The sequence below is a fragment of the Achromobacter sp. 413638 genome, from assembly GCF_043119405.1.
Lineage (GTDB): Bacteria > Pseudomonadota > Gammaproteobacteria > Burkholderiales > Burkholderiaceae_B > Achromobacter.
Window position 1 is genome coordinate 20,553 of sequence record NZ_JBICCO010000066.1, and the last position, 19,701, is coordinate 40,253.

General features: G+C 68.8%; 17 protein-coding genes. 9 read left to right on the forward strand and 8 right to left on the reverse strand.

What is annotated here, in order from left to right; translation table 11 throughout:
* The first annotated feature begins 20 nt into the window (after positions 1-20).
* Positions 21-1,004, forward strand: coding sequence for an ABC transporter substrate-binding protein (locus tag ACEU5R_RS22895; RefSeq protein WP_392411873.1), 984 nt, complete (start codon positions 21-23; stop codon positions 1,002-1,004).
* Between the two features lie 72 nt (positions 1,005-1,076).
* Here ACEU5R_RS22895 and ACEU5R_RS22900 read toward each other — a convergent pair whose 3' ends face one another.
* Positions 1,077-1,745, reverse strand: a complete 669-nt coding sequence (locus ACEU5R_RS22900) for an ABC transporter ATP-binding protein (RefSeq protein ID WP_199770863.1) — start codon at positions 1,743-1,745, stop codon at positions 1,077-1,079.
* On the opposite strand from ACEU5R_RS22900, the gene ACEU5R_RS22905 reads away from it, so the two are divergent.
* The gene (locus ACEU5R_RS22905) at positions 1,744-2,391 is read left to right on the forward strand and encodes an arylesterase (protein ID WP_199770864.1); all 648 of its coding nucleotides are present in this window, start codon (positions 1,744-1,746) and stop codon (positions 2,389-2,391) included. The genes ACEU5R_RS22900 and ACEU5R_RS22905 overlap by 2 nt on opposite strands.
* A gap of 4 nt (positions 2,392-2,395) precedes the next feature.
* Here ACEU5R_RS22905 and ACEU5R_RS22910 read toward each other — a convergent pair whose 3' ends face one another.
* Positions 2,396-4,360 (reverse strand): SurA N-terminal domain-containing protein, encoded by a 1,965-nt coding sequence (locus ACEU5R_RS22910; RefSeq protein ID WP_392411876.1) that lies wholly within the window; start codon positions 4,358-4,360, stop codon positions 2,396-2,398.
* 281 nt (positions 4,361-4,641) lie between these two features.
* Here ACEU5R_RS22910 and ACEU5R_RS22915 point away from each other — a divergent pair, with 281 nt between their 5' ends.
* Genes ACEU5R_RS22915 through ACEU5R_RS22925 form a run of 3 tightly spaced genes read left to right on the forward strand, consistent with a single transcriptional unit; the run spans position 4,642 to position 7,614 of the window.
* On the forward strand, positions 4,642-5,931 hold the full coding sequence (locus ACEU5R_RS22915; RefSeq protein WP_392411894.1) for a M20/M25/M40 family metallo-hydrolase: 1,290 nt from the start codon (positions 4,642-4,644) through the stop codon (positions 5,929-5,931).
* Between the two features lie 55 nt (positions 5,932-5,986).
* Positions 5,987-6,739 (forward strand): glycerophosphodiester phosphodiesterase, encoded by a 753-nt coding sequence (gene ugpQ, locus ACEU5R_RS22920; RefSeq protein ID WP_392411877.1) that lies wholly within the window; start codon positions 5,987-5,989, stop codon positions 6,737-6,739.
* A 14-nt stretch (positions 6,740-6,753) separates the two neighbouring features.
* Positions 6,754-7,614 (forward strand): 23S rRNA (adenine(2030)-N(6))-methyltransferase RlmJ, encoded by an 861-nt coding sequence (locus ACEU5R_RS22925; RefSeq protein WP_103274580.1) that lies wholly within the window; start codon positions 6,754-6,756, stop codon positions 7,612-7,614.
* 13 nt (positions 7,615-7,627) lie between these two features.
* Here ACEU5R_RS22925 and ACEU5R_RS22930 read toward each other — a convergent pair whose 3' ends face one another.
* Positions 7,628-8,521, reverse strand: coding sequence for a LysR family transcriptional regulator (locus tag ACEU5R_RS22930; protein WP_103274581.1), 894 nt, complete (start codon positions 8,519-8,521; stop codon positions 7,628-7,630).
* Positions 8,522-8,681: 160 nt separating this feature from the next.
* Here ACEU5R_RS22930 and ACEU5R_RS22935 point away from each other — a divergent pair, with 160 nt between their 5' ends.
* Positions 8,682-10,067 (forward strand): VOC family protein, encoded by a 1,386-nt coding sequence (locus ACEU5R_RS22935; RefSeq protein ID WP_392411879.1) that lies wholly within the window; start codon positions 8,682-8,684, stop codon positions 10,065-10,067.
* A gap of 29 nt (positions 10,068-10,096) precedes the next feature.
* Positions 10,097-11,311, forward strand: coding sequence for a PLP-dependent aminotransferase family protein (locus ACEU5R_RS22940; protein WP_392411881.1), 1,215 nt, complete (start codon positions 10,097-10,099; stop codon positions 11,309-11,311).
* 46 nt (positions 11,312-11,357) lie between these two features.
* Here ACEU5R_RS22940 and ACEU5R_RS22945 read toward each other — a convergent pair whose 3' ends face one another.
* From ACEU5R_RS22945 to ACEU5R_RS22955, 3 genes are all read right to left on the reverse strand, one after another.
* Positions 11,358-12,782 (reverse strand): dihydrolipoyl dehydrogenase, encoded by a 1,425-nt coding sequence (locus tag ACEU5R_RS22945; protein ID WP_392411882.1) that lies wholly within the window; start codon positions 12,780-12,782, stop codon positions 11,358-11,360.
* Positions 12,783-12,999: 217 nt separating this feature from the next.
* Positions 13,000-13,728, reverse strand: a complete 729-nt coding sequence (locus ACEU5R_RS22950; RefSeq protein ID WP_103274583.1) for a glutathione peroxidase — start codon at positions 13,726-13,728, stop codon at positions 13,000-13,002.
* A 193-nt stretch (positions 13,729-13,921) separates the two neighbouring features.
* Entirely contained in the window at positions 13,922-14,122 is a 201-nt protein-coding gene (locus ACEU5R_RS22955) for a heavy-metal-associated domain-containing protein (protein WP_103274584.1), read from the reverse strand.
* A 160-nt stretch (positions 14,123-14,282) separates the two neighbouring features.
* Between ACEU5R_RS22955 and ACEU5R_RS22960 the strand changes: the two genes are divergently transcribed.
* Together ACEU5R_RS22960 and cueR are read left to right on the forward strand one after the other, a co-directional pair.
* On the forward strand, positions 14,283-16,565 hold the full coding sequence (locus ACEU5R_RS22960; protein ID WP_392411884.1) for a heavy metal translocating P-type ATPase: 2,283 nt from the start codon (positions 14,283-14,285) through the stop codon (positions 16,563-16,565).
* Positions 16,566-16,597: 32 nt separating this feature from the next.
* Positions 16,598-16,987 carry a Cu(I)-responsive transcriptional regulator gene (gene cueR, locus ACEU5R_RS22965; protein WP_392411885.1) on the forward strand — a complete coding sequence of 130 codons (390 nt, stop codon included), beginning with the start codon at positions 16,598-16,600 and terminating at the stop codon, positions 16,985-16,987.
* Between the two features lie 13 nt (positions 16,988-17,000).
* On the opposite strand, the gene rlmD is transcribed toward cueR, so the two are convergent.
* On the reverse strand, positions 17,001-18,404 hold the full coding sequence (gene rlmD, locus ACEU5R_RS22970; RefSeq protein ID WP_392411887.1) for a 23S rRNA (uracil(1939)-C(5))-methyltransferase RlmD: 1,404 nt from the start codon (positions 18,402-18,404) through the stop codon (positions 17,001-17,003).
* Between the two features lie 132 nt (positions 18,405-18,536).
* On the reverse strand, positions 18,537-19,289 hold the full coding sequence (locus tag ACEU5R_RS22975) for a TorF family putative porin (protein ID WP_392411890.1): 753 nt from the start codon (positions 19,287-19,289) through the stop codon (positions 18,537-18,539).
* Positions 19,290-19,701 lie beyond the last annotated feature (412 nt).

Here is a 19,701-nt window from a genome sequence, read left to right on the forward strand (position 1 = left end):
CCGTCCCAGGAAGACTCGTCATGCAAATCAAACACCTGCTGCAATCCGGCCTGCTGGCCGCCTCGGTCGCCTGCGGCGCCGCCCAGGCCCAGAACGTGGTGCTGTACTCGTCCAACAACACCGAGACCATCGAGACGGCGCTGGAAGCCGTCAAGAAGAAGTCGCCGTCGCTGAACGTGCAGCCGGTCACGGGCGGCACCGGCACCATGATGAAGCGCATCGAGGCCGAGGCGCAGAACCCGCGCGGCGACCTGTTCTGGAGCGGCGGCTTCGGCACGCTGGGCGCCTACCGCCAGCACCTGCAGCCGTACCGCCCGGCCGACCTGGACAAGATCCCGGCCGAGTTCCGCGGTCCGGACGACCTGTGGGTCGGCACCAACGTGCACGTGATGGTGCTGATGGTCAACGAGCGCCAGCTCAAGGGCCTGGCCGCGCCGGCGTCCTGGTCGGACCTGATGCAGCCGCAATGGAAAGGCAAGTTCGCCATCACCGATCCGTCCAAGAGCGGCACGGCCTACATGCTCGTCTACGGCCTGTACAAGCAGTTCGGCCAGGCCGGCCTGGACAGGATCGCGGCCAACGCCGTGATCACGGCCTCGTCGGGCACGACCTACAAGGGCGTGGCGGCGGGCGAATACGCCGCCGGCATGACTCTGGAATACGCCGCCCAGGAATATGTCGCCGGCGGCCAGAAGGAGATCAGGCTGGTCTACCCGGCCGAGGGCAGCTACCTGGCGCCGGAAGGCATGTTCATCATCAAGGGCGCCAAGAACGCGCAGGCCGCCCAGGCGCTGTATGAAGGGCTGCTCAGCAAGGAGGCCCAGGAAGCGCAGCTGGTGAAGAACTTCCGCCGCCCCACCCGCAGCGATGTGGCCGTGGCCAGCCTGACCACCCTGCCCGACCTGGCCTCGATCAAGATCTTCCCGATCAGCCAGGAAGCGGCGGCTCAGGAATATGAAGCGGTCGTGGCCGCCTGGGGCCAGGCGGTGGCCAAGACGAAGTAAGGAAGAACTCGGCGGATCCGCTCCCAGCGCCCATTGGCACCCGGGGCCGGCGTCCGGACCGCCGCCAGGCCGTCAGGCCATCCGTCCCGCCGCCAGCACCAGCTGGCGGCCGCAACGCGCCGCCAGCTGCGGATCGTGCGTCACCAGCACCAGCGTGGCGCCGTGCTCGCGGTGCAGGTCGAACATCAGGTCGATCACCTTCTCGCCCGTGGCCGCGTCCAGGCTGCCGGTAGGCTCGTCGGCGAACAGCAGGTCCGGGTTCACCACGAAGGCGCGCGCCAGCGACACGCGCTGCTGCTCGCCGCCCGACAGCGTGCGCGGGTAATGGTGCAGGCGCTCGCCCAGCCCCACCCGCTCGAGCATGGCCTGGGCGGCCTCGCGCGCCGGCTGGCCGGCCAATTCCAGCGGCAGCATGACGTTTTCCAGCGCGGTCAGGTTCGGCAGCAGCTGGAACGACTGGAACACGAAGCCCACATGGTTGGCGCGCAGCCGTGCGCGGCCGTCCTCGTCCAGGGCGAACAGATCCTGGCCGGCCAGCCTCACGCTGCCCGCGCTGGGAACATCCAGCCCGGCCAGCAGTCCCAGCAAGGTGGACTTGCCCGAGCCCGAGCTGCCCGTGATGGCCACGGCGCTGCCCGCCTCGACCGTAAAATCGATTCCTTCCAGGATAGACAGCGTGCCGCCGGCGTCGGCGACCCGCTTGCCCAGCCCTTTCACCTCGATCGAGTTATTGCTATCCATGCGCCTATTTTTCCGTCTGCTGTACACGTCCGTCCTGACCGCCGCCGCCATCGCGCCCGGCCACGCTCAGACTGCCCCCTCGGCCCAAGGTTCCGCGCCGCGCGCGGTGCTGGTGCTGGGCGACAGCCTGTCCGCCGAATATGGCATCAAGCGCGGCACCGGCTGGGTGCCGCTGCTGTCCGAGCGGATTTCGCAACAATACCCCAAGTACAAGGTCGTCAACGCCAGCATCAGCGGCGACACCACCAGCGGCGGTGTCGCCCGCCTGCCGGCGCTGCTGCGCCAGCACGCGCCGGCCGTGGTGGTGCTGGAGCTGGGCTCGAACGACGCGCTGCGCGGCCTGTCCCTGACCATGACCGAGCAGAACCTGCGCAACATGGCCCAGGCCGCGCGCCAGGCCGACGCCGACGTGGTCATCGTGGGCATGCAGATCCCGCCCAACTACGGGCGCGACTACACGCAGCGCTTCGCGCAGCTGTTCCCCACGGTGGCCAAGGACGAAAAAGCCCGGCTCGTCCCCTTCCTGATGGAAGGCATTGCGACGAACCGGGCCATGTTCCAGGCTGACGGCATCCATCCCAACGAGGATGCCCAGCCCCAACTGCTCGATAACGTGTGGCCGGCGCTGCGGCCACTGCTCAACTAGGGGGTCAGCCCGCCGAGGCGGGCTGCTCGCCCTTGATGGCGTCGGCCGAAGCCGGCAGCACCTGCACCTTGTACTGCTCGCGCAGCATGCGCACCACGGCCTCGTTCTCGGCCTGGCCATAGGCTCCGGACAACTGGCTCGCCAGGCTCTCGCGCTCGGCCTGCTCGACCTTGCCGGGCTCGACCTTCTCCAGGCGAGCCACCGTGTAGTCGGCGCCCGCCTGCACGCCCACGTAGGCGGGCAACGTGGCGGCCGGCTGGCGCATGATGGCGTCCAGCACCGCGCGCGGCAGGCCGCCAGGATCCTGGCGCGACACCGTCACCGCACCGGCGAAACCTTCGGGCGAGGCGGCCGGATTGGCCTTGTCGGCGGCCAGGGCGGCTTCGCCGGCCTGACGGGCGGCTTCGGCCGAACGCTCGTCCAGCAGCTTGGCGCGGATGGTTTCGCTGACCTTGTCCAGCGGCGGCACGTGGGCCGGCTCCACGGCGGCGACGCGCACGGCCAGCATGGTGTCCGGGGCCAGTTCGATCACGCCGGAATTCTGCTTTTCGCGCAGCACATCGGCCGAGAACAGCGCCTGGCGCACGCGCGGGTTGTCCAGCAGCGCGGCGTCCGGACCGCCGGCGGCCGAGCCCGGACCGGCCTTGTCGGCGGGCAGCAGGCCTTCGCGGGTCACGCCGGTGGCGGTGCGCAGCTTCAGGCCGACCGCGTCGGCGGCGGGTTGCAGGCTGTCGCGCTGGTCATAGACCTGCTTGCTCAGCTGGCTGGCCATTTCCGAGAAACGCACAGCGGCGAGCTGCTTGCGCACTTCACCGGTGAGTTGATCCTTGACCTCGGCCAGCGGCTTGATCGCGGCGGGCTGGATCTCGGTCAGCTTGAGGATGTGCAGGCCGCTGGGGCTTTCGACCACGCCGGAGACCTGGTCCTTGTTCAGGCCGAAGGCGGCCTTGTCCAGCGAGCCGGGCAGCGCGCCCTTCTGCTGCCAGCCCAGGTCGCCGCCATTGGCGGCGGAGCCGGCGTCCTGCGATTCCTTGCGGGCCAGTTCGGCGAACTTGGACGGGTCGGCCACGGCCAGCTTGTCCAGCTCGTCGGCCTTGGCGCGAGCCGCCTTGCGCGCATCTTCCGAGGCGCCGGCCGGCAGGTTGATCATGATGTGGCTGACGCGGCGGCGCTCGGGCTGGCCGAAGCGGGTCTTGTTCTGCTCGTAGTACGAGGCCAGGTCTTCGTCCTTGACCTGCACGCCCTGGGTGGCGGCGGCTTCGTCCAGCACCAGGTACTGCACCTGGACCTGTTCGGGAATCTGCAACTGCTGCTTGTTGGCGTCGTACCAGGCCTGGATGTCGGCCGGGCTCACGTCAACCTTCGAGCGATAGTCGGCGGCGGCGAAACGGCGCAGCTGGACCGTGCGGGTCTGGGTCAGCGCGGTTTCCAGCGAAGCCACCACTTCGGCGGGCGCGCGGGCAGTCATGCCCACGGGCTCCAGCACGCGGCCGATCGCCAGGTCGCGGCGCACGCCGGCTTCGAACCCGTTCATGGTCAGGCCCTGCGCCGCCAGCATCTGGCGGTACAGTTCCATCGAGAAGTCGCCATTGGCCTGGACGGTGGGGATCTTGGTGATGTAGTTGCGCAGCGTGGTGTCCGACACCGAGAAGCGGTTGTCGATCGCGACGTTGGCCAGCAGGCGCTGATTGATCAGCTCGTTCAGCAGGCCCTGGCGCAGGAACGGCGTGTCGACCACGGCGGGGTCGAACTGCGCGCCCATGCGCTGGCGGAACTGTTCCAGCTGATTGCGGTGGGCCTGATCGAACTCGGCGCGGGTGACGGGCTGGCCCGCGACCGTGGCCAGCTCGGGCTCCTTGCGCATGAAGCTTTCATAGCCTTGTATGCCGACCAGGAAAAAGGACGGCACGATCAGAAGCAGCAGAATGAACTGCATCCAGCGACGATGGCTGCGAATAAATTCGAACATGGAATCCCTGTTGCCGCGCTCCGGAAGTAAACCGGGAGCCGCACGAAAACGCATAAAAAAAGGCGAACGAGCTTCGCCTTGTTCCCACACCGGTTATACACCGGATCAGCCGCGGGATTTTAGCATTTCCCGCCCGCGCGCGATGTTCAGATTCCTTTGATCATCGCCCGGCGCCAGTGCGTCAAGCAGGGAAACCCCGGTTCCGGCGCGCCGGCCCGGCCCGTATCGTGGTCCGTTCCCGGGCGCCCGGCGCCCAGCGACAAACGAGGTTTGCGTTCATGATGACTCCGCGCCTTTGCCCTTTCCTCGCCCGCGCCGCTGGCGCCGCCGTCCTGTTCCTGGGCAGCGCCGCCGCCTGGAGCGCGCCCGTGGCGGCCGTGCACGAGGCCGCCCAGGCCGAGCGGCAGGCCATGCTGGACACCATGCGCGACCTGGTCGGCATCGAATCCGGCAGCAAGGACGTCGAAGGCGTGGAGCGCATCGCCGCGCTGGTGCGCGACCGGCTGGCGGCGCTGGGTGGCAAGGCCGAGATCATCCAGTCCGCCCAGGTCTTCCGCCTGGACGACACGCCGGAGAAGGTCGGCCCCATGGTGCGGGCCGAGTTCCTGGGCAGCGGCGACAGGAAGATCATGCTGATCGCCCATATGGACACCGTCTACCGCAACGGCATGCTCAAGGACCAGCCCTTCCGCATCGACGGCGACAAGGCCTATGGCCTGGGCATCGCCGACGACAAGCATGGCGTGGCGGCCATCATCCACACCCTGGCCCTGCTGCGCAAGCTGGACTTCCGCGGCTACGGCAAGATCACCGTGCTGATCAACGGCGACGAGGAAATCAGCTCGCCGGGCGCGCGCGACACCATCACCGCCCTCGCGGCCGACCAGGACGCCGTGTTCTCGTATGAAGGCGGCGGCGCCGAAGCCCGGCTGACGCTGGCCACCAGCGGCATCGGCGCGGCCTACCTGACGGTGCAGGGCAAGACCTCGCACGCGGGCGCGCGGCCCGAGGGCGGCATCAACGCGCTGTACGAGCTGGCCCACCAGGTGCTGCAGATGGACAAGCTGTCGCAGCCCGAAAAAGGCTTGAAGCTGAACTGGACCATCGCCCAGGCCGGCACCAACCGCAACGTCATCCCGGGCCAGGCCACGGCCCAGGCCGACGCCCGCGCGCTGCGCGTGGCCGATTTCGACGCGCTGGCGCGCACGCTGGAGGAAAAGTCGCGCAACAAGCTCTTGCCCGAGTCCAAGGTCAGCGTGAAGTTCGAGGTGCGCCGCCCGCCCCTGGAGGCCACCGCCGCCTCGCGCGCGCTGGCCTCGCACGGCGTGGCCATCTACCAGGAGCTGGGCCTGCCCATGAAGGTGGTGGACCGCGCCAGCGGCGGCGGCACCGACGCCGCCTTCGCCGCGCTGAAGGCGCGCGGCCCGGTCATCGAGGGCATGGGCCTGTCCGGCTTCGGCGCCCACTCCAATGACGCGGAGTACATACAGATCGGCAGCATCGTGCCCCGGCTGTACCTGTCGACGCGCATGATCATGGACGTGTCGCAGGGCAAGGCGCCGCTGAAATAGGCCATTAGGAGTATCCTTGCAACCCTGCTCCGTAGAACACTCAAGCAACACCCAAATGACCGCAAACCTCCCCTCCTGGCCCTACTCCCGTTACATCGCCCACCGCGGCGGCGGCCGCCTGGCGCCGGAGAACACGCTGGCCGCCATGCGCGTCGGCGCCGAACACGGTTTCACCATGTTCGAGTACGACGTCAAGCTCAGCCGCGACAACGTGCTGGTGCTGATGCACGACGATGACGTGGACCGTACCTCGAACGGCCACGGCCCGGCCGCCGCCAAGGATTACATCGAACTGGCGCAGCTGGATTTCGGCGGCTGGCACTCGGCCGCCTACGCCGGCGAGCCGCTGCCCACCTTCGCCGCCGTGGCCCGCTACACCGTCGCCAACGGCATCGCCAGCAACGTCGAGATCAAGCCCTGCCCGGGCCGCGAGGCCGAGACCGGCCGCGCCGTGGCGCTGGCGGCCCGCGAATTGTGGAAGCAATCGGCCACCGCCCCCCTGCTCTCGTCCTTCGCCGAAGAGGCGCTGGCGGCGGCGCTGCAAGCTGCGCCCGAGCTGCCGCGCGCGCTGCTGGTGGAAAAGGTCCCGGCCGACTGGCTGGCGCGCCTGCAGAAATATCAGTGCGTGGCGCTGAACATCAACCAGAAGGACGCCACCCGCGAGCTGATCGACGCCGTGCACGCGGCCGGCTACCGCATCGCCGCCTGGACCGTCAATGATCCGGAACGCGCGCGCCTGCTGCTCGACTGGGGCATCGACGGCATCTTCACCGACGAGCTGGCCGCGATCCGGCCCGTCCAGGCTTAAAGGACCGGGCGCCCGTGTTCAGCTACCGCCACGCCTTCCACGCCGGCAACCACGCCGACGTGCTCAAGCACGCCATCCTCGTCCACACGCTGGATTACTTCAACCGCAAGGACGCGCCGTACTGGGTCATCGACACCCATGCCGGCGCCGGCCTGTACAGCCTGGACGGCGACTGGGCCACCAAGACCGCCGAGTCCGCCGACGGCATCGGCCGGCTCTGGGAGCGCGACGACCTGCCGCCCATCCTGGCCGAGTACATGCAGCGCGTCCGCGCCTATAACACCAACGGCCGGCTGCGGCGCTATCCCGGCTCGCCGTGGCTGACGCTGGATGCGCTGCGTCCGTCGGACCGGCTGCGCATGTTCGAGATGCACCCGACCGAGATCGACACGCTGGTCGGCAACCTGGAACACCTGGACCGCAACGCCCAGCGCCAGACCACCATCTACGGCGATGACGGCTTCGAAGGCGTGAAGGCGCTGCTGCCGCCGCCCACGCGGCGCGGCATGGTGTTGATCGATCCTTCCTATGAAGACAAGAACGACTACCGCCGCACGCTGAACACGGTCAAGGAGTGCATCAAGCGTTTCGCCACCGGCACCATCGCCGTCTGGTATCCGCTGGTGCAGCGGCGCGAGGCCAACGAGATGGCCCGCCATCTGGAAAACCTGAAGGTCAAGAGCTGGCTGCACGCCACGCTGACCGTCAAGAAGGCGGCCATCGACGGCTACGGCCTGCACGGCAGCGGCATGTTCCTGGTCAATCCGCCCTGGACGCTGCACGAGGCGCTCAAGCCTGCCATGCCCTATCTGGCGCGCGAGCTGGCGCAGGACGACCGGGCCGGCTTCACGCTGCAATACCGCGAGAACACCTGAGCGGTCGTCCGCCTCAGGCTTGCCGCGCCGCCGCCGCGAGCCAGGCGCGGAACGCCTGCAGCGGCGGATAGCTGGCCTGGCTCGGACGCCAGGCCAGATAGTATTTCTCGGCGCTTTCCACCTGCGCGTCGATGGCCAGCACCAGATCGCCGCGCGCCAGTTCGGCCTCGATCAGGAAGCGCGGCAACAGCGCCACCCCCAGGCCCGACATGGCCGCCTGCGAGGCCAGCGCGAACTGATCCACCAGCATGCCGTTCACGCCCTGGGCCTGCACGCCCATGGCGTGGAACCAGCGTTCCCAGGCATCGGGCCGGCTTTCCAGGTGCAGCAGCGGCGCCTTCAGCAGGTCCGCCGGCGCCTGGAAATCGAACTGCCCGCGCAGCGCCCGGCTGCATGCCGGCACCACCTGCTCGCTCATCAGGAAATCCAGCTCGGCCCCCGGCCATACCGGCAGGCCGAAGTGGATCGCCGCGTCCACAGGCTCGGTGGCGAAATCGAATTGCTCCGGGCGCGTGGCCAGGTTGATGGTGATGCCAGGATTGGCCGCCATGAACGCCGGCAGCCTCGGCGCCAGCCAGCGCGTGCCGAAGGTGGGCAGGATCGCGATGTTCAGCGTGCCGCCCTGCGGATTGGCGCGAAAGCCCAGCGTGGCCGCCGACACACGCTTGAGCGCCTCGCGGATTTCCCGGGCATAGGCCTCGCCGGCCTTGTTCAGCCGCACGGTCTGACGCTCTCGAACGAACAGGTCCGTGCCCAGCAGCTCTTCCAGCGCGCGGATCTGCCGGCTGACGGCGCTTTGCGTCAGGCTCAGTTCCAGCGCCGCGCCGGTGAAGCTCTGGTGGCGGGCGGCCGCCTCGAAGGCGCAGAGCACGGACATGGAGGGCAGGTATTTGCGGGGGAATTTCATGGGAGTTCATTCTATTTATGAATGACCTCAGACACAAATGTCGGTTGACCCTCTTGAGCACACACCAGGAGAATCACGCAATCGGGAATTTTTCATGTATTTAATGAATGACATGACCATTCCCGGCCGACTTTTCCCTACCCTGACCCCGTTTCCTGCCATGACCCGCTCCTCCCTCGTTTCCCCGGATGACATCCGCACCCGTTTTTCGCGCGCCATGTCCGACATGTACCGCCAGGAAGTGCCGCAGTACGGCACCCTGCTGGATCTGGTCGCCGACATCAACGCCGACGTGCTGGCCGGATCGCCTGAACTGCGCGACAGCCTGGCGCGCTCGGCCAGCCTGGAGCGGCTGAACCTGGAGCGCCACGGCGCCATCCGCCTGGGCACGGCCGCCGAACTGGCGACCATGCGGCGCGTGTTCGCGGTCATGGGCATGGAGCCCGTCGGCTACTACGACCTGTCGGTCGCCGGCATCCCGGTCCATTCCACCGCCTTCCGCCCCGTGGGCGACGCGGCGCTGGCGGCCAATCCCTTCCGCGTGTTCACCTCGCTGCTGCGACTGGAACTGCTCGAAGACCAGGCGCTGGCCGCCCAGGCGCGCGAGATCCTGCAACGGCGCAACATCTTCACGGCGCGCGCGCTGGCGCTGACCGAGCAGTTCGAACGGGACGGCGGCCTGGACAGCGCCCAGGCGGACGAATTCGTCGAACAGGTGCGCGAGACCTTCCGCTGGCACAGCGAGGCCACCGTCACGGCCGAGACCTACCAGGCCCTGCACGACGCCCATCGCCTGATCGCCGACGTGGTCTGTTTCGCCGGCCCGCACATCAACCACCTGACCCCGCGCACGCTGGACATCGACGCGCTGCAGGCCGCCATGCCGGGCCGCGGCATCCCAGCCAAGGAAGTGGTCGAAGGCCCGCCACGCCGCAAGCACCCCATCCTGCTGCGCCAGACCAGCTTCAAGGCGCTGGAGGAACCGGTCCGCTTCCTGGGCGCGGACACCGCCGGCACCCATACCGCGCGCTTCGGCGAAGTCGAGCAGCGCGGCATCGCGCTCACCCGCAAGGGCCGCCAGCGCTATGACGCGCTGCTTGCCCGCGCCCGCGAACAGGCGCCCGGCCAGCGCTACGAAGACCGGCTGGCCGAGGTCTTCACCGAATTCCCCGACGATCTGGACACGCTGCGCGCCGAAGGCCTGGCCTTCTTCCGCTACGCGCTGACCGACGACGGCCTGCGCCACGCCGACCCGTCGGCCGCCGACCTGGATATCGATGCGCTGCTGGCCCGCGGCCTGGTGCAAGCCAATCCGATCACCTACGAGGACTTCCTGCCCGTGAGCGCGGCCGGCATCTTCCGCTCGAACCTGGGCAGCGCAGAGCAGCGCAACTACTCGGCCAACGAAGCGCGCGCGGCCTTCGAACGCGACCTGGGCTGCGCCGTGCACGACGAGATCGCGCTGTACGAAGCCGCCCAGGCCGAATCGCTGGCGCGCGTCCGCGCCCTGCTGGGCCAGGCCGAAGACGCCGCCCTGCCCGCCTGAACGTCCGCCCCCCGCGCAACGAGCCGACCATGAGCCACTCTCCCTACGCCGCCGCCTTCGCCGAACCGGCCGGTTCGCCCATCCGCGAACTGTTTCCCTACCTGAGCCGTCCCGGCATGATTTCCTTCGCCGGCGGCTATCCCTCGCCGACGCTGCTGGATGGCGCCGGCATCGAACAGGCCGCGCAACGGGTCTTCGCCCAGGGCGCCGGCATCCTGCAGTACGGCGCGACCGAGGGCGCCCCGGCGCTGCGCGAGGCGCTGGCGCGGCTCTGCGGCGCGCGCGGCATCGAGGCGAAGCCCGAGGACATCCTGGTGACCACGGGCTCGCAACAGGCTTTCGACCTGCTGGTGCGCGTGTTCGTGGAACCCGGCGACGTGGTCTATGTGGAATCGCCCTCCTATCCGGCGACGCTGCAGGCGCTGCGCCTGGCCGGCGCGCGCATCGAGCAGGTGCCGGTGGACGCCCAGGGCATGCGGATCGATGCGCTGGAAACGCTGCTGGCGAACGCGCCGGCCGATGCCTTGCCCAAGCTCATCTACACCGTCCCGACCTACTCCAACCCCTGCGGCACGCTGATGTCCCAGGAACGGCGCGCGCAGCTGGCGAGCCTGGCGGCGCGGCACGGCGTGGTCGTGGTCGAGGACGATCCCTACGGCGAGCTGCGCTTCTCGTCCACGGCGGTCGAGCCGATCCACGCGCTGGGCGCGAGGCTGCCGTCGGCCAATCCGGTGATTTACCTGTCCAGCCTGTCCAAGACGCTGGCGCCGGCGCTGCGCGTCGGCTGGATGGTGGCGCCGGCCGAAGTCATCCGCCGCTGCGCCATCGCCAAGCAGACCACCGATCTGTGCACCTCGCCGATCGCGCAGCTGATCGCCGCGGAGTACCTGAACGCCGGCCGCTATCCGGACACGGTGGAACGCGCCCGGCGCGAGTACGGCGCCCGCATGCAGGCCATGGTCGACATGCTGCAGGCCGAACTCGGCGGCCGCATCCTGGCCAATCCGCCGGAAGGCGGCATGTTCATCTGGGCCGAGGCGCAGGACGACCTGACGCCCGGCGCGCTGTTCCAGGCCTGCGTGGAACAGGGCGTGCTGTTCGTGCCCGGCGCGGCCTTCTATGCGGCCAATCCCAAGGCCGGCACCATGCGGCTGTCGTATGCCGCGCCCGACGTGGACCAGATCCGCGAAGGCGTGCGCAGGCTGGCCGCCGCGTACAACAGCGCGCTCGGCGCCGGCAAGTAGTCGCGAGGGCAAGCGGGGCCGCCATTGCGGCCCCGGTTTCAACCGTTCAAACGGTTTCCTCCACCTGCAGCGCCTCGCGCGCCTGCGCCAGCTTGGCGGCGGCATCGCGCAACGCCGTGCGCAGGCCTTCCTCGATCACGGGGTGGTAGAACGGCATCTCCAGCATCCGCGCCACGGTCAGCTCCTGCTGCACGGCCCACGCCAGCAGGTGGCCGATGTGCTCGGCGCCGGGACCGACCATCTCGGCGCCCAGGAAACGGCCGGTCGCGATGTCGGCGTACACGTGCAGCATGCCCCGGTTCTTCAGCATCACCCGCGAGCGGCCCTGGTCGCCGAAATCCACCTGGCCGGTGACGAAGGTGCCCGGCACCAGCCGCGCGTGGCCCTGTCCGGCCAGCGCGATCTGCGGATCCGAAAACACCACCGCCAGCGGCGCGCGCCGCAGACCGGGGCGCACATCGGGATAGCGCGCGGCGTTCTCGCCGGCGATGCGGCCCTCGTCGGCGGCCTCGTGCAGCAGCGGCGCGTCGGCGTTGGCGTCGCCGGCGATGAAGATGGGCGCATCGCCGGCCTGCATGGTCTCGCGGTCGAACAGCGGCACGCCCTGCCTGTTCAATGCCAGCGAGGTGTGCTCCAGGCCCAGCCCGTCCACATTGGGGCGGCGGCCCGTGGCGACCAGCGCATAGTCGAAGCGCTCGGTGCGCTCGCTGTTGTCCAGCGCCACGTAGCGCACCTCGACCTCATCGCCGACGCGCCTGGTTTCCAGCACGCGGGCGTCCGGATCCAGGTAGAACTCGCGCTGGAAGATCTTGCGGGCGCTCTGGCGCACCAGCGGGTCGCTGATGCCGCCCAGGCTGCCGCTGACGCCGAACACCCGCACCTCGACGCCCAGGCGCGCCAGCGCCTGACCCAGCTCCAGTCCGATCACGCCGGGGCCGAACACGGCCACGCGGCGCGGCAGATCGTCCCAGGCGAACACATCGTCGTTCACGACCAGCCGGTCGCCCAAGTCGCGCAGCGGCGGCGGCACCGACGGCCGCGAGCCGGTGGCGATCACCACCCGCGAAGCCTGGATCTCGGCATGCTCATCCACGCGCAGCACGGTGTCCGACACGAAGCGCGCCTGGCCACGGATCTTGTCCTCGGCGGGAATGTTCTCCACGCCGTCCAGCACGAAGCCGACGAAGCGGTCGCGCTCGCGCTTGACGCGATCCATGACCGCCTTGCCATCGACGCTGACCTCGCCTTCCACGCGCACGCCGAACGCATCGGTATGCATCGCGGCATGCGCGGCCTCGGCGGCGGCGATCAGCAGCTTGGACGGCATGCAGCCCACGCGCGCGCAGGTCGTGCCATAGGGGCCGCCCTCGATCAGCAAGGCGCGCTTGCCGGCGGCGCGGGCGGCGCGATAAGCGGCCAGGCCGGCGGTGCCGGCGCCGATGACGGCGACGTCAGTATGCAAAGTCTTCATATCCATGTGCTCCCGATATGGCGTGGTTGTGCGGTGTCTTGCCTAGGGCGAATTCGCCTTGCTGCGCGGGCTCGGGACGCGACCGTCCCCGCGGCGCCCGGACGGGGCCGCGCAGGAACGCGCGCAGCGGGGGGGATTCGGCGCGCGGGCTCCACCACACAAGGCGCGGAGCCGCGCGACATGCCGGGCCGCCCGGGCCCGGCATGCCTGATGCCTGTCAGGCGAAGTGCGCCTTCAGGTCGTCCAGGCCGCCGATCAGCGAGCCGTTGATGAACACCTGCGGCGCGGTGCCCTTGCCCGAGACGGCGCCGATGACGCGGCCGCGGACCTTGTTCTCCAGCGGGATCTCGATCGGATCGAAACCCTTGTCCTGCAGCAGCGCCTTGGCTTCCACGCAGAACGGGCAGCCCGGCTTGGAGAACACGACCACCTGGTCGGGCTTCTTGGCCTTGGGCGCGAAGTACGCCAGCATGGTGTCGGCGTCCGACACTTCAAAGGGATCGCCTTCCTTTTCCGGCTCGATGAACATCTTCTGCACCACGCCGTCCTTGACCAGCATGGAATAGCGCCAGCTGCGCTTGCCGAAACCCAGGTCGCTCTTGTCGACCAGCATGCCCATGCCTTCGGTGAAGGCGCCGTTGCCGTCGGGCAGCAGCGTGATGTTGGCCGATTCCTGGTCCTTGGCCCATTCGTTCATCACGAAGGTGTCATTCACCGACACGCACACGATGCTGTCCACGCCTTCCTTGAAGAACGCGGGCGCCAGTTCGTTGTAGCGCGGCAGGTGGGTCGACGAGCAGGTCGGCGTGAAAGCGCCGGGAAGCGAAAAGACCACGACCGTCTTGTTCTTGAAGATGTCGTCGGACGTGAGCTTTTTCCAGGTGTTGCCCTCGCGGACGGGGAACGTGACGTTGGGAACACGTTGGCCTTCACGGTTTTGCAGCATTCAATCTCTCCTTGGGGTAGCGGGGTTCTGTTCAACCACCATGGAAAGAATGATAAATCGCCACTATCGATATATCAAATTTAATTGTTTTAATTGATCGATAGTTTTAAGCAATAAGAAAATAGAAAACGCCTGATGAACTCTATGAAATCCATCAGGCGCGCGCCAGGGCCAAGGCCGCCTGGCGGGACGCTCAGACGCGTGCCGGCTCGTAGCCCGCGTCACGAATGGCGGCCTCGACCTTGTCCGCCTGGTCCGTGCCGGTCACCGTCACGCGGTGCGTCGCCAGGTCCGTGACCACCGCCGAGCCGGGCACGGCGGCCGTGACGGCGCCGGTGATGGTCTTGACGCAGTGGCCGCAGGTCATGTCGGGGACTTGGAACTCGATGCTCATGGATGCTCTCCGAAAGATTCAGGGACGGCCTGGAATGATCCCAGGCATGGCAGCACTGTAAACCTTCCCATCATGGAAAGGTCAAGCGTAGAATCAGGCTTGACCTTCCAACAATGGGAAGGATGAAACTGTGGGCTTCCCGGATAGAAAGAGACCCGCCATGAACATCGCCATCCCCGCCTCTTCCAGCGAGCTGGAGCTCGCCATCGAGGGCATGACCTGCGCGTCCTGCGTCAAGCGCGTCGAGAAGGCCCTGACCCGCGTGCCGGGCGTGGCCCAGGCCCAGGTGAATCTGGCCACCGAGCGCGCGCGGGTCGCCTTCGACCCGACCGCCGCCGACGCCCAGGCGCTGGTGGACGCCGTCGGCAAGATCGGCTACGAGGCCCGCCCCATCGCCGCCGAGGACGATCACGCCGAACGCCAGGCCGAGGCCCGCGACGCCGAGGCCCGCCGCCTGAAGCAGGCCTTCGGCATCTCGCTGGCCCTGACCCTGCCCGTCTTCGTGCTGGAGATGGGCTCGCACCTGATTCCCGCCATGCACCACTGGGTGCTGGCCAATATCGGCCGGCAGAACAGCTGGCTGCTGCAATTCGCGCTGACCACGCTGGTGCTGGCCTGGCCGGGCCGGCACTTCTTCAGCAAGGGCTTCATGGCCCTGTGGCGGCGCGCGCCCGAGATGAACTCGCTGGTGGCGCTGGGCGCCGGCGCCGCCTGGAGCTATTCCGTGGTGGCCACCTTCGCGCCGCAGTGGCTGCCCGAGGCGGCCCGCAACGTCTATTTCGAGGCGGCCGCCGTCATCGTCACGCTGATTCTGCTGGGCCGCATGCTGGAGGCGCGCGCCAAGGGCCGCACCGGCGCGGCCATCCAGCGTCTGATCGGCCTGCAGCCGCGCACCGCCCGCGTCATGCGCGACGGCCAGCCCGTGGACCTGCCCATCGAGCAGGTGCGCAAGGGCGAGATCGTGCTGGTGCGTCCCGGCGAGAAGATCCCGCTGGACGGCGAAATCATCGAAGGCAATTCCTATGTGGACGAGTCCATGCTCACGGGCGAGCCCGTGCCGGTCGAGAAGGTGGCCGGCATGCAGGCCACCGGCGGCACGCTGAACACGTCCGGCAGTTTCACGCTGCGCGTGACCCATACCGGGGCGGACACCATGCTGGCGCGCATCATCCGCATGGTCGAGGCCGCGCAAGGCGCGCGCCTGCCCATCCAGGCGCTGGTGGACCGCGTCACCGGCTGGTTCGTGCCGGCCGTGATGGGCGTGGCCCTGCTCACCTTCCTGCTCTGGCTGTTCCTCGGCCCCGCGCCAGCCCTGTCGCACGCGCTGGTCAATGCCGTGGCCGTGCTGATCATCGCCTGCCCTTGCGCCATGGGCCTGGCCACGCCGACCTCCATCATGGTGGGCACCGGCCGCGCCGCGGAAATGGGCGTGCTGTTCCGCCAGGGCGACGCGCTGCAGACGCTGCGCGACGTGCAGGTCGTGGCGTTCGACAAGACCGGCACGCTGACGCTGGGCAAGCCCACGCTGACCGGCCTGGACGCCGCGCCCGGCCATGACGCCGAGCAAGTCCTGCTGTGGGTCGCGTCGGTGCAGGCCCGCTCCGAGCACCCCATCGCCGTCGCCATCGTCGCGGCCGCCGCCGAGCGCAAGCTGGCGCTGCTGCCCGCCGAGGGTTTCGCCGCCATCACCGGCGCGGGGGTGGAAGCCGTGGTCGGCGGCCGCAAGGTGCTGGCCGGCGCCGCCCGCCTGATGGCCGAGCGCGGCGTGGACGTCGGCGTCTTCGGTGAACGCGCCGCCGAATGGGGCAACCAGGGCAAGACGCCGATCTTCGTTGCCGTGGACGGCCGCGCCGCCGCCATGATGGCCGTGACCGACCCGGTCAAGCCCTCGGCCGTGGCCGCCATCGCCGCGCTGCACGCGCAGGGCCTGAAGACCGCCATGATCACCGGCGACAACCGCCACACCGCGCAGGCCGTGGCGCGCGAGCTGGGCATCGACGAGGTGCGCGCCGAAGTCCTGCCCGACGGCAAGGTGGCCGCCATCACCGCGCTGCGCGAGGGCGGCCGCAAGGTGGCCTTCGTCGGCGACGGCATCAACGACGCGCCGGCGCTGGCCGCCGCCGACACCGGCATCGCCATCGGCACGGGCACCGACGTGGCGATCGAGGCCGCGTCCGTCGTGCTGATGGCCGAGGATCTGAACGGCGTGCCCAACGCCATCGCGCTCAGCCGCGCCACGCTGGCCAACATCCGCCAGAACCTGTTCTGGGCCTTCGCCTACAACGCCGCGCTGATCCCGCTGGCCGCCGGCGCGCTGTATCCGGCCTTCGGCCTGTCGCTGTCGCCGATCTTCGCCGCCGGCGCCATGGCGCTGTCCAGCGTCTTCGTGCTGGGCAATGCGCTGCGCCTGAAGACCTTCCGCCCGCAGGCCGCGCGGGCCTGAGCCCCGCGCCGGACCACACTGGAGCCCACGAGATGAACATCGGACAAGCCGCCCAGGCCACGGGCATATCCGCCAAGATGATCCGCTACTACGAGAGCATCGGGCTGATCGGCCCGGCGCTGCGCACCGAGTCGGGCTACCGCGTCTACGGCGACCACGAACTGCACACGCTGCGTTTCGTGCGCCGCGCGCGCGACCTGGGATTCTCGGTCGAGCAGATGAACGAGCTGCTGGCGCTGTGGCGCGACCGCAGCCGCGCCAGCGCCGACGTCAAGCGCATCGCGCTGGAGCATGTGCAGGAACTGGAGCGCAAGGCCGAAGCCCTGCGCGACATGGCCGCCACGCTCAAGCACCTGGCGCAGAACTGCCATGGCGACGGGCGACCCGACTGCCCGATCCTGGAAAGCCTGCAAGGGGAATAGATCCCCCTGCGTCTCAGGCGGCGACGGGGGGGTGCTCAGTGGCCAGGCGGGCCGCCTCGGCTTTTTCGCGGGCGCGCTGCTGCGCCTCGCGCACGCCCTCGGCGTCCAACGATTCGAACACGGCGATGGATTCGACGTGACCGGTGTGCGGGAACATGTTGATCACGCCTGCGCTCTTCAGGACGTAGCCGCCCTCGTGCACCATGATGGCGGCATCGCGCGCCAGCGTGGCCGGATTACAGGACACGTAGACGATGCGGCGCGGACGTTCTTCGGCCGCCAGCAGCGACAGCGCCTGCGCCACGGCCTGCGCGCCTTCGCGCGGCGGGTCGATCAGCATGCGGTCGAAATAGCCCAGGCCGCGCAGCCATTCCACATCCACTTCGAACAGGTTCAGCGTGGCGAAGCTGGTGCTTGCCGCCAGCCCGTGACGCGCGGCGGCCTCGAAGGCGCGGTCGGTCAGCATCTTGCTGCCTTCCACGCCCACCGCCTCGCGGCCCTGGGTCGCCAGCGGCAGCGTGAAATTGCCCAGGCCACAGAACAGGTCGGCGACGCGGTCGGTGGGCTGCACTTCCAGCAGGGTCAGCGCGCGCGACACCATCGAACGGTTGATCGCGTGGTTGACCTGCGTGAAATCGGTGGGACGGTACGGCATGCGCAGGCCGAATTCCGGCATGGTGTAAGCCAGCGCGTCGGCATCGGCAGGCTCCAGCGCGTGCACGGTGTCCGGCCCCTTGGGCTGGAGCCACCATTGCACCTGATGCTTGGCCGCGAACGCGCGCAGGATGGCGATATCGCCGTCGGTCAGCGGCAGCAGGTGGCGCAGCACCAGCGCGGTCACGCCCTCGCCCAGCGCAACCTCGATCTGCGGCATGCGATCGGGCGCGGACATCGAGGCGATCATGGCGCGCAAGGGCAGCAGCAGGTCGCTGACGTGACGCGGCAGCACATGGCATTCGCGCATATCGGCCACATAGCTGCTCTTGCGCTCATGGAAGCCCACCAGCACGCCGCCCTTCTTCGGCACCACCCGCACCGACAGGCGGGCGCGGTAGCGGTAGCCCCAGGTCGGGCCCTGCAGGGGCGGCAGCACGCGCGCGGGACGGAGCTTGCCGACGTGCCAGAAGGTGTCCTCCAGCGAACGCTGCTTGATCGCCACCTGGGTGCTGGGCTCCAGGTGCTGCATGGCACAGCCGCCACAGACGCCAAAATGCGGGCAGCGCGGCACCACGCGCTGCGAGGACGGACGCAGGATCTCCTCGACGCGGGCGATTTCATAGGACGGCTTGCGGCGCACGGTGGTGGCCACCACGCGTTCGCCCGGCAGGGCGCCCTCCACGAACACGACCTTGCCCTCGCGGCGGGCGATGCCGCGGGCTTCCAGGTCAAGGGATTCGATATTCAAAACGTCAGACATCTTGCGCGGTCCAGGATTACATGCAACCGCGCATTGTAAAGCGAGCGGCGGGAGCGCCGCAGCCGCCCCCGCGCGGGACCGCCGTCGGCCCGCGTCCGGGCGGGGCGCGCCCCGCCGGCCGCCTTCGGTCCCTCAGAAGCTGCGCGCCACCGAGAACACCGCCCCCAAACGTCCCGACGGATGGCCGTACTTGGTCGGCAGCCAGTTGTCCTTGGTCGCGCCCACGGCCGCCAGGCCCAGCACCCAACCTTTCAGATCCTTGGTCACGCCCAGCTTGTAGTCCACGTAATGGCTGATGGAATCGCCATTCATGTTGATCTGGTTCTTGAGCTTCTGATAGCCCAGGTGCCCGACCAGGCCCCAGCCGTCGCCCAGGTCGAAATTGGCGGTGCCGTCCAGGTACCAGGTGCCCTTGCTGTCGGGCGTGCTGAAGAAGTCGCCGGGCGTGTAGGAGTACTTCAGCGTGTAGTTGGCGTAGGTCGCGGCCAGGTAGAGATCGGTGTTGTTGTAGTTGCCGCCCTTGGGCGAGCTGGAACCCGGGTAGTAGTAGTGCAGCACCCCCGCGTCCAGCGTCAGGCCGCCGCCCACATCCCCCTTCCAGCCGCCGTAGAAGTCCATTTCCAGATTGCCGTCGGTGTAGACGAAACTGGACACATTGGAGTTCCAGTTCCCCAGGTAGAAGCCCGAGCTGTGGGTCAGGTCTATGCCCAGCTGCGCCGCAGGACGGAAGTCGGTCTGCGAATAACCACGGAAGCGGTAGTCGCTGACGATGGCGGCATTGCCGCTGAGCGAGAAGCCGCCGCCCAGATCGGTGGGCTCGGCTTGCGCGACCGCGGCGAAACATGCAGCGAACACGAGGGGCAAGGCTGGCAGCGTCTTCTTCATGGTGCGGAGTCCTGGTCGGATGAAGGGAGTCGGCGGAACGCCCACGGGGCGTTTCCGTCTGGCCGGCCGGCGCATCGGATCAATGGCGACGGCTCGCTGCTCTTCAAGCAAGGCCCGTGCCAGGTTTCAATCCGGTGACGCCGCGCTGGCGACGGGCTGAACGCGAGGCCACGCGCACCAGAAGCGTGCCGCGCGGGCACGACTCCGCCCCTCCCGCGCATCAAAATGGGGAATGCGCGCCATGCTGGATCCAGCTCCGCTCCATGCCGCGAGTCGCCGCCCCATCCCTCGACAAGGTCCCAAAGGCGACATCCCAACAGCCATGGCCCGAGGACTCGGCCTGCGCGAGCGCCGGAAACGAAGCGGGCCCCCCACCCCGGGGCGGCGGGGGGCGGGGGGGGCGGGGGGGGGG

Bases quoted from the DNA above. Each gene is read 5' to 3' on its own strand.
- ACEU5R_RS22895 (WP_392411873.1), top strand. From the start codon at position 21: ATGCAAATCAAACACCTGCTGCAATCCGGCCTGCTGGCCGCCTCGGTC.
- ACEU5R_RS22905 (WP_199770864.1), top strand. From the start codon at position 1,744: ATGCGCCTATTTTTCCGTCTGCTGTACACGTCCGTCCTGACCGCCGCC.
- ACEU5R_RS22900 (WP_199770863.1), bottom strand. From the start codon at position 1,745: ATGGATAGCAATAACTCGATCGAGGTGAAAGGGCTGGGCAAGCGGGTC.
- ACEU5R_RS22910 (WP_392411876.1), bottom strand. From the start codon at position 4,360: ATGTTCGAATTTATTCGCAGCCATCGTCGCTGGATGCAGTTCATTCTG.
- ACEU5R_RS22915 (WP_392411894.1), top strand. From the start codon at position 4,642: ATGACTCCGCGCCTTTGCCCTTTCCTCGCCCGCGCCGCTGGCGCCGCC.
- ugpQ (WP_392411877.1), top strand. From the start codon at position 5,987: ATGACCGCAAACCTCCCCTCCTGGCCCTACTCCCGTTACATCGCCCAC.
- ACEU5R_RS22930 (WP_103274581.1), bottom strand. From the start codon at position 8,521: ATGAAATTCCCCCGCAAATACCTGCCCTCCATGTCCGTGCTCTGCGCC.
- ACEU5R_RS22935 (WP_392411879.1), top strand. From the start codon at position 8,682: ATGACCCGCTCCTCCCTCGTTTCCCCGGATGACATCCGCACCCGTTTT.
- ACEU5R_RS22940 (WP_392411881.1), top strand. From the start codon at position 10,097: ATGAGCCACTCTCCCTACGCCGCCGCCTTCGCCGAACCGGCCGGTTCG.
- ACEU5R_RS22945 (WP_392411882.1), bottom strand. From the start codon at position 12,782: ATGAAGACTTTGCATACTGACGTCGCCGTCATCGGCGCCGGCACCGCC.
- ACEU5R_RS22950 (WP_103274583.1), bottom strand. From the start codon at position 13,728: ATGCTGCAAAACCGTGAAGGCCAACGTGTTCCCAACGTCACGTTCCCC.
- ACEU5R_RS22955 (WP_103274584.1), bottom strand. From the start codon at position 14,122: ATGAGCATCGAGTTCCAAGTCCCCGACATGACCTGCGGCCACTGCGTC.
- ACEU5R_RS22960 (WP_392411884.1), top strand. From the start codon at position 14,283: ATGAACATCGCCATCCCCGCCTCTTCCAGCGAGCTGGAGCTCGCCATC.
- cueR (WP_392411885.1), top strand. From the start codon at position 16,598: ATGAACATCGGACAAGCCGCCCAGGCCACGGGCATATCCGCCAAGATG.
- rlmD (WP_392411887.1), bottom strand. From the start codon at position 18,404: ATGTCTGACGTTTTGAATATCGAATCCCTTGACCTGGAAGCCCGCGGC.
- ACEU5R_RS22975 (WP_392411890.1), bottom strand. From the start codon at position 19,289: ATGAAGAAGACGCTGCCAGCCTTGCCCCTCGTGTTCGCTGCATGTTTC.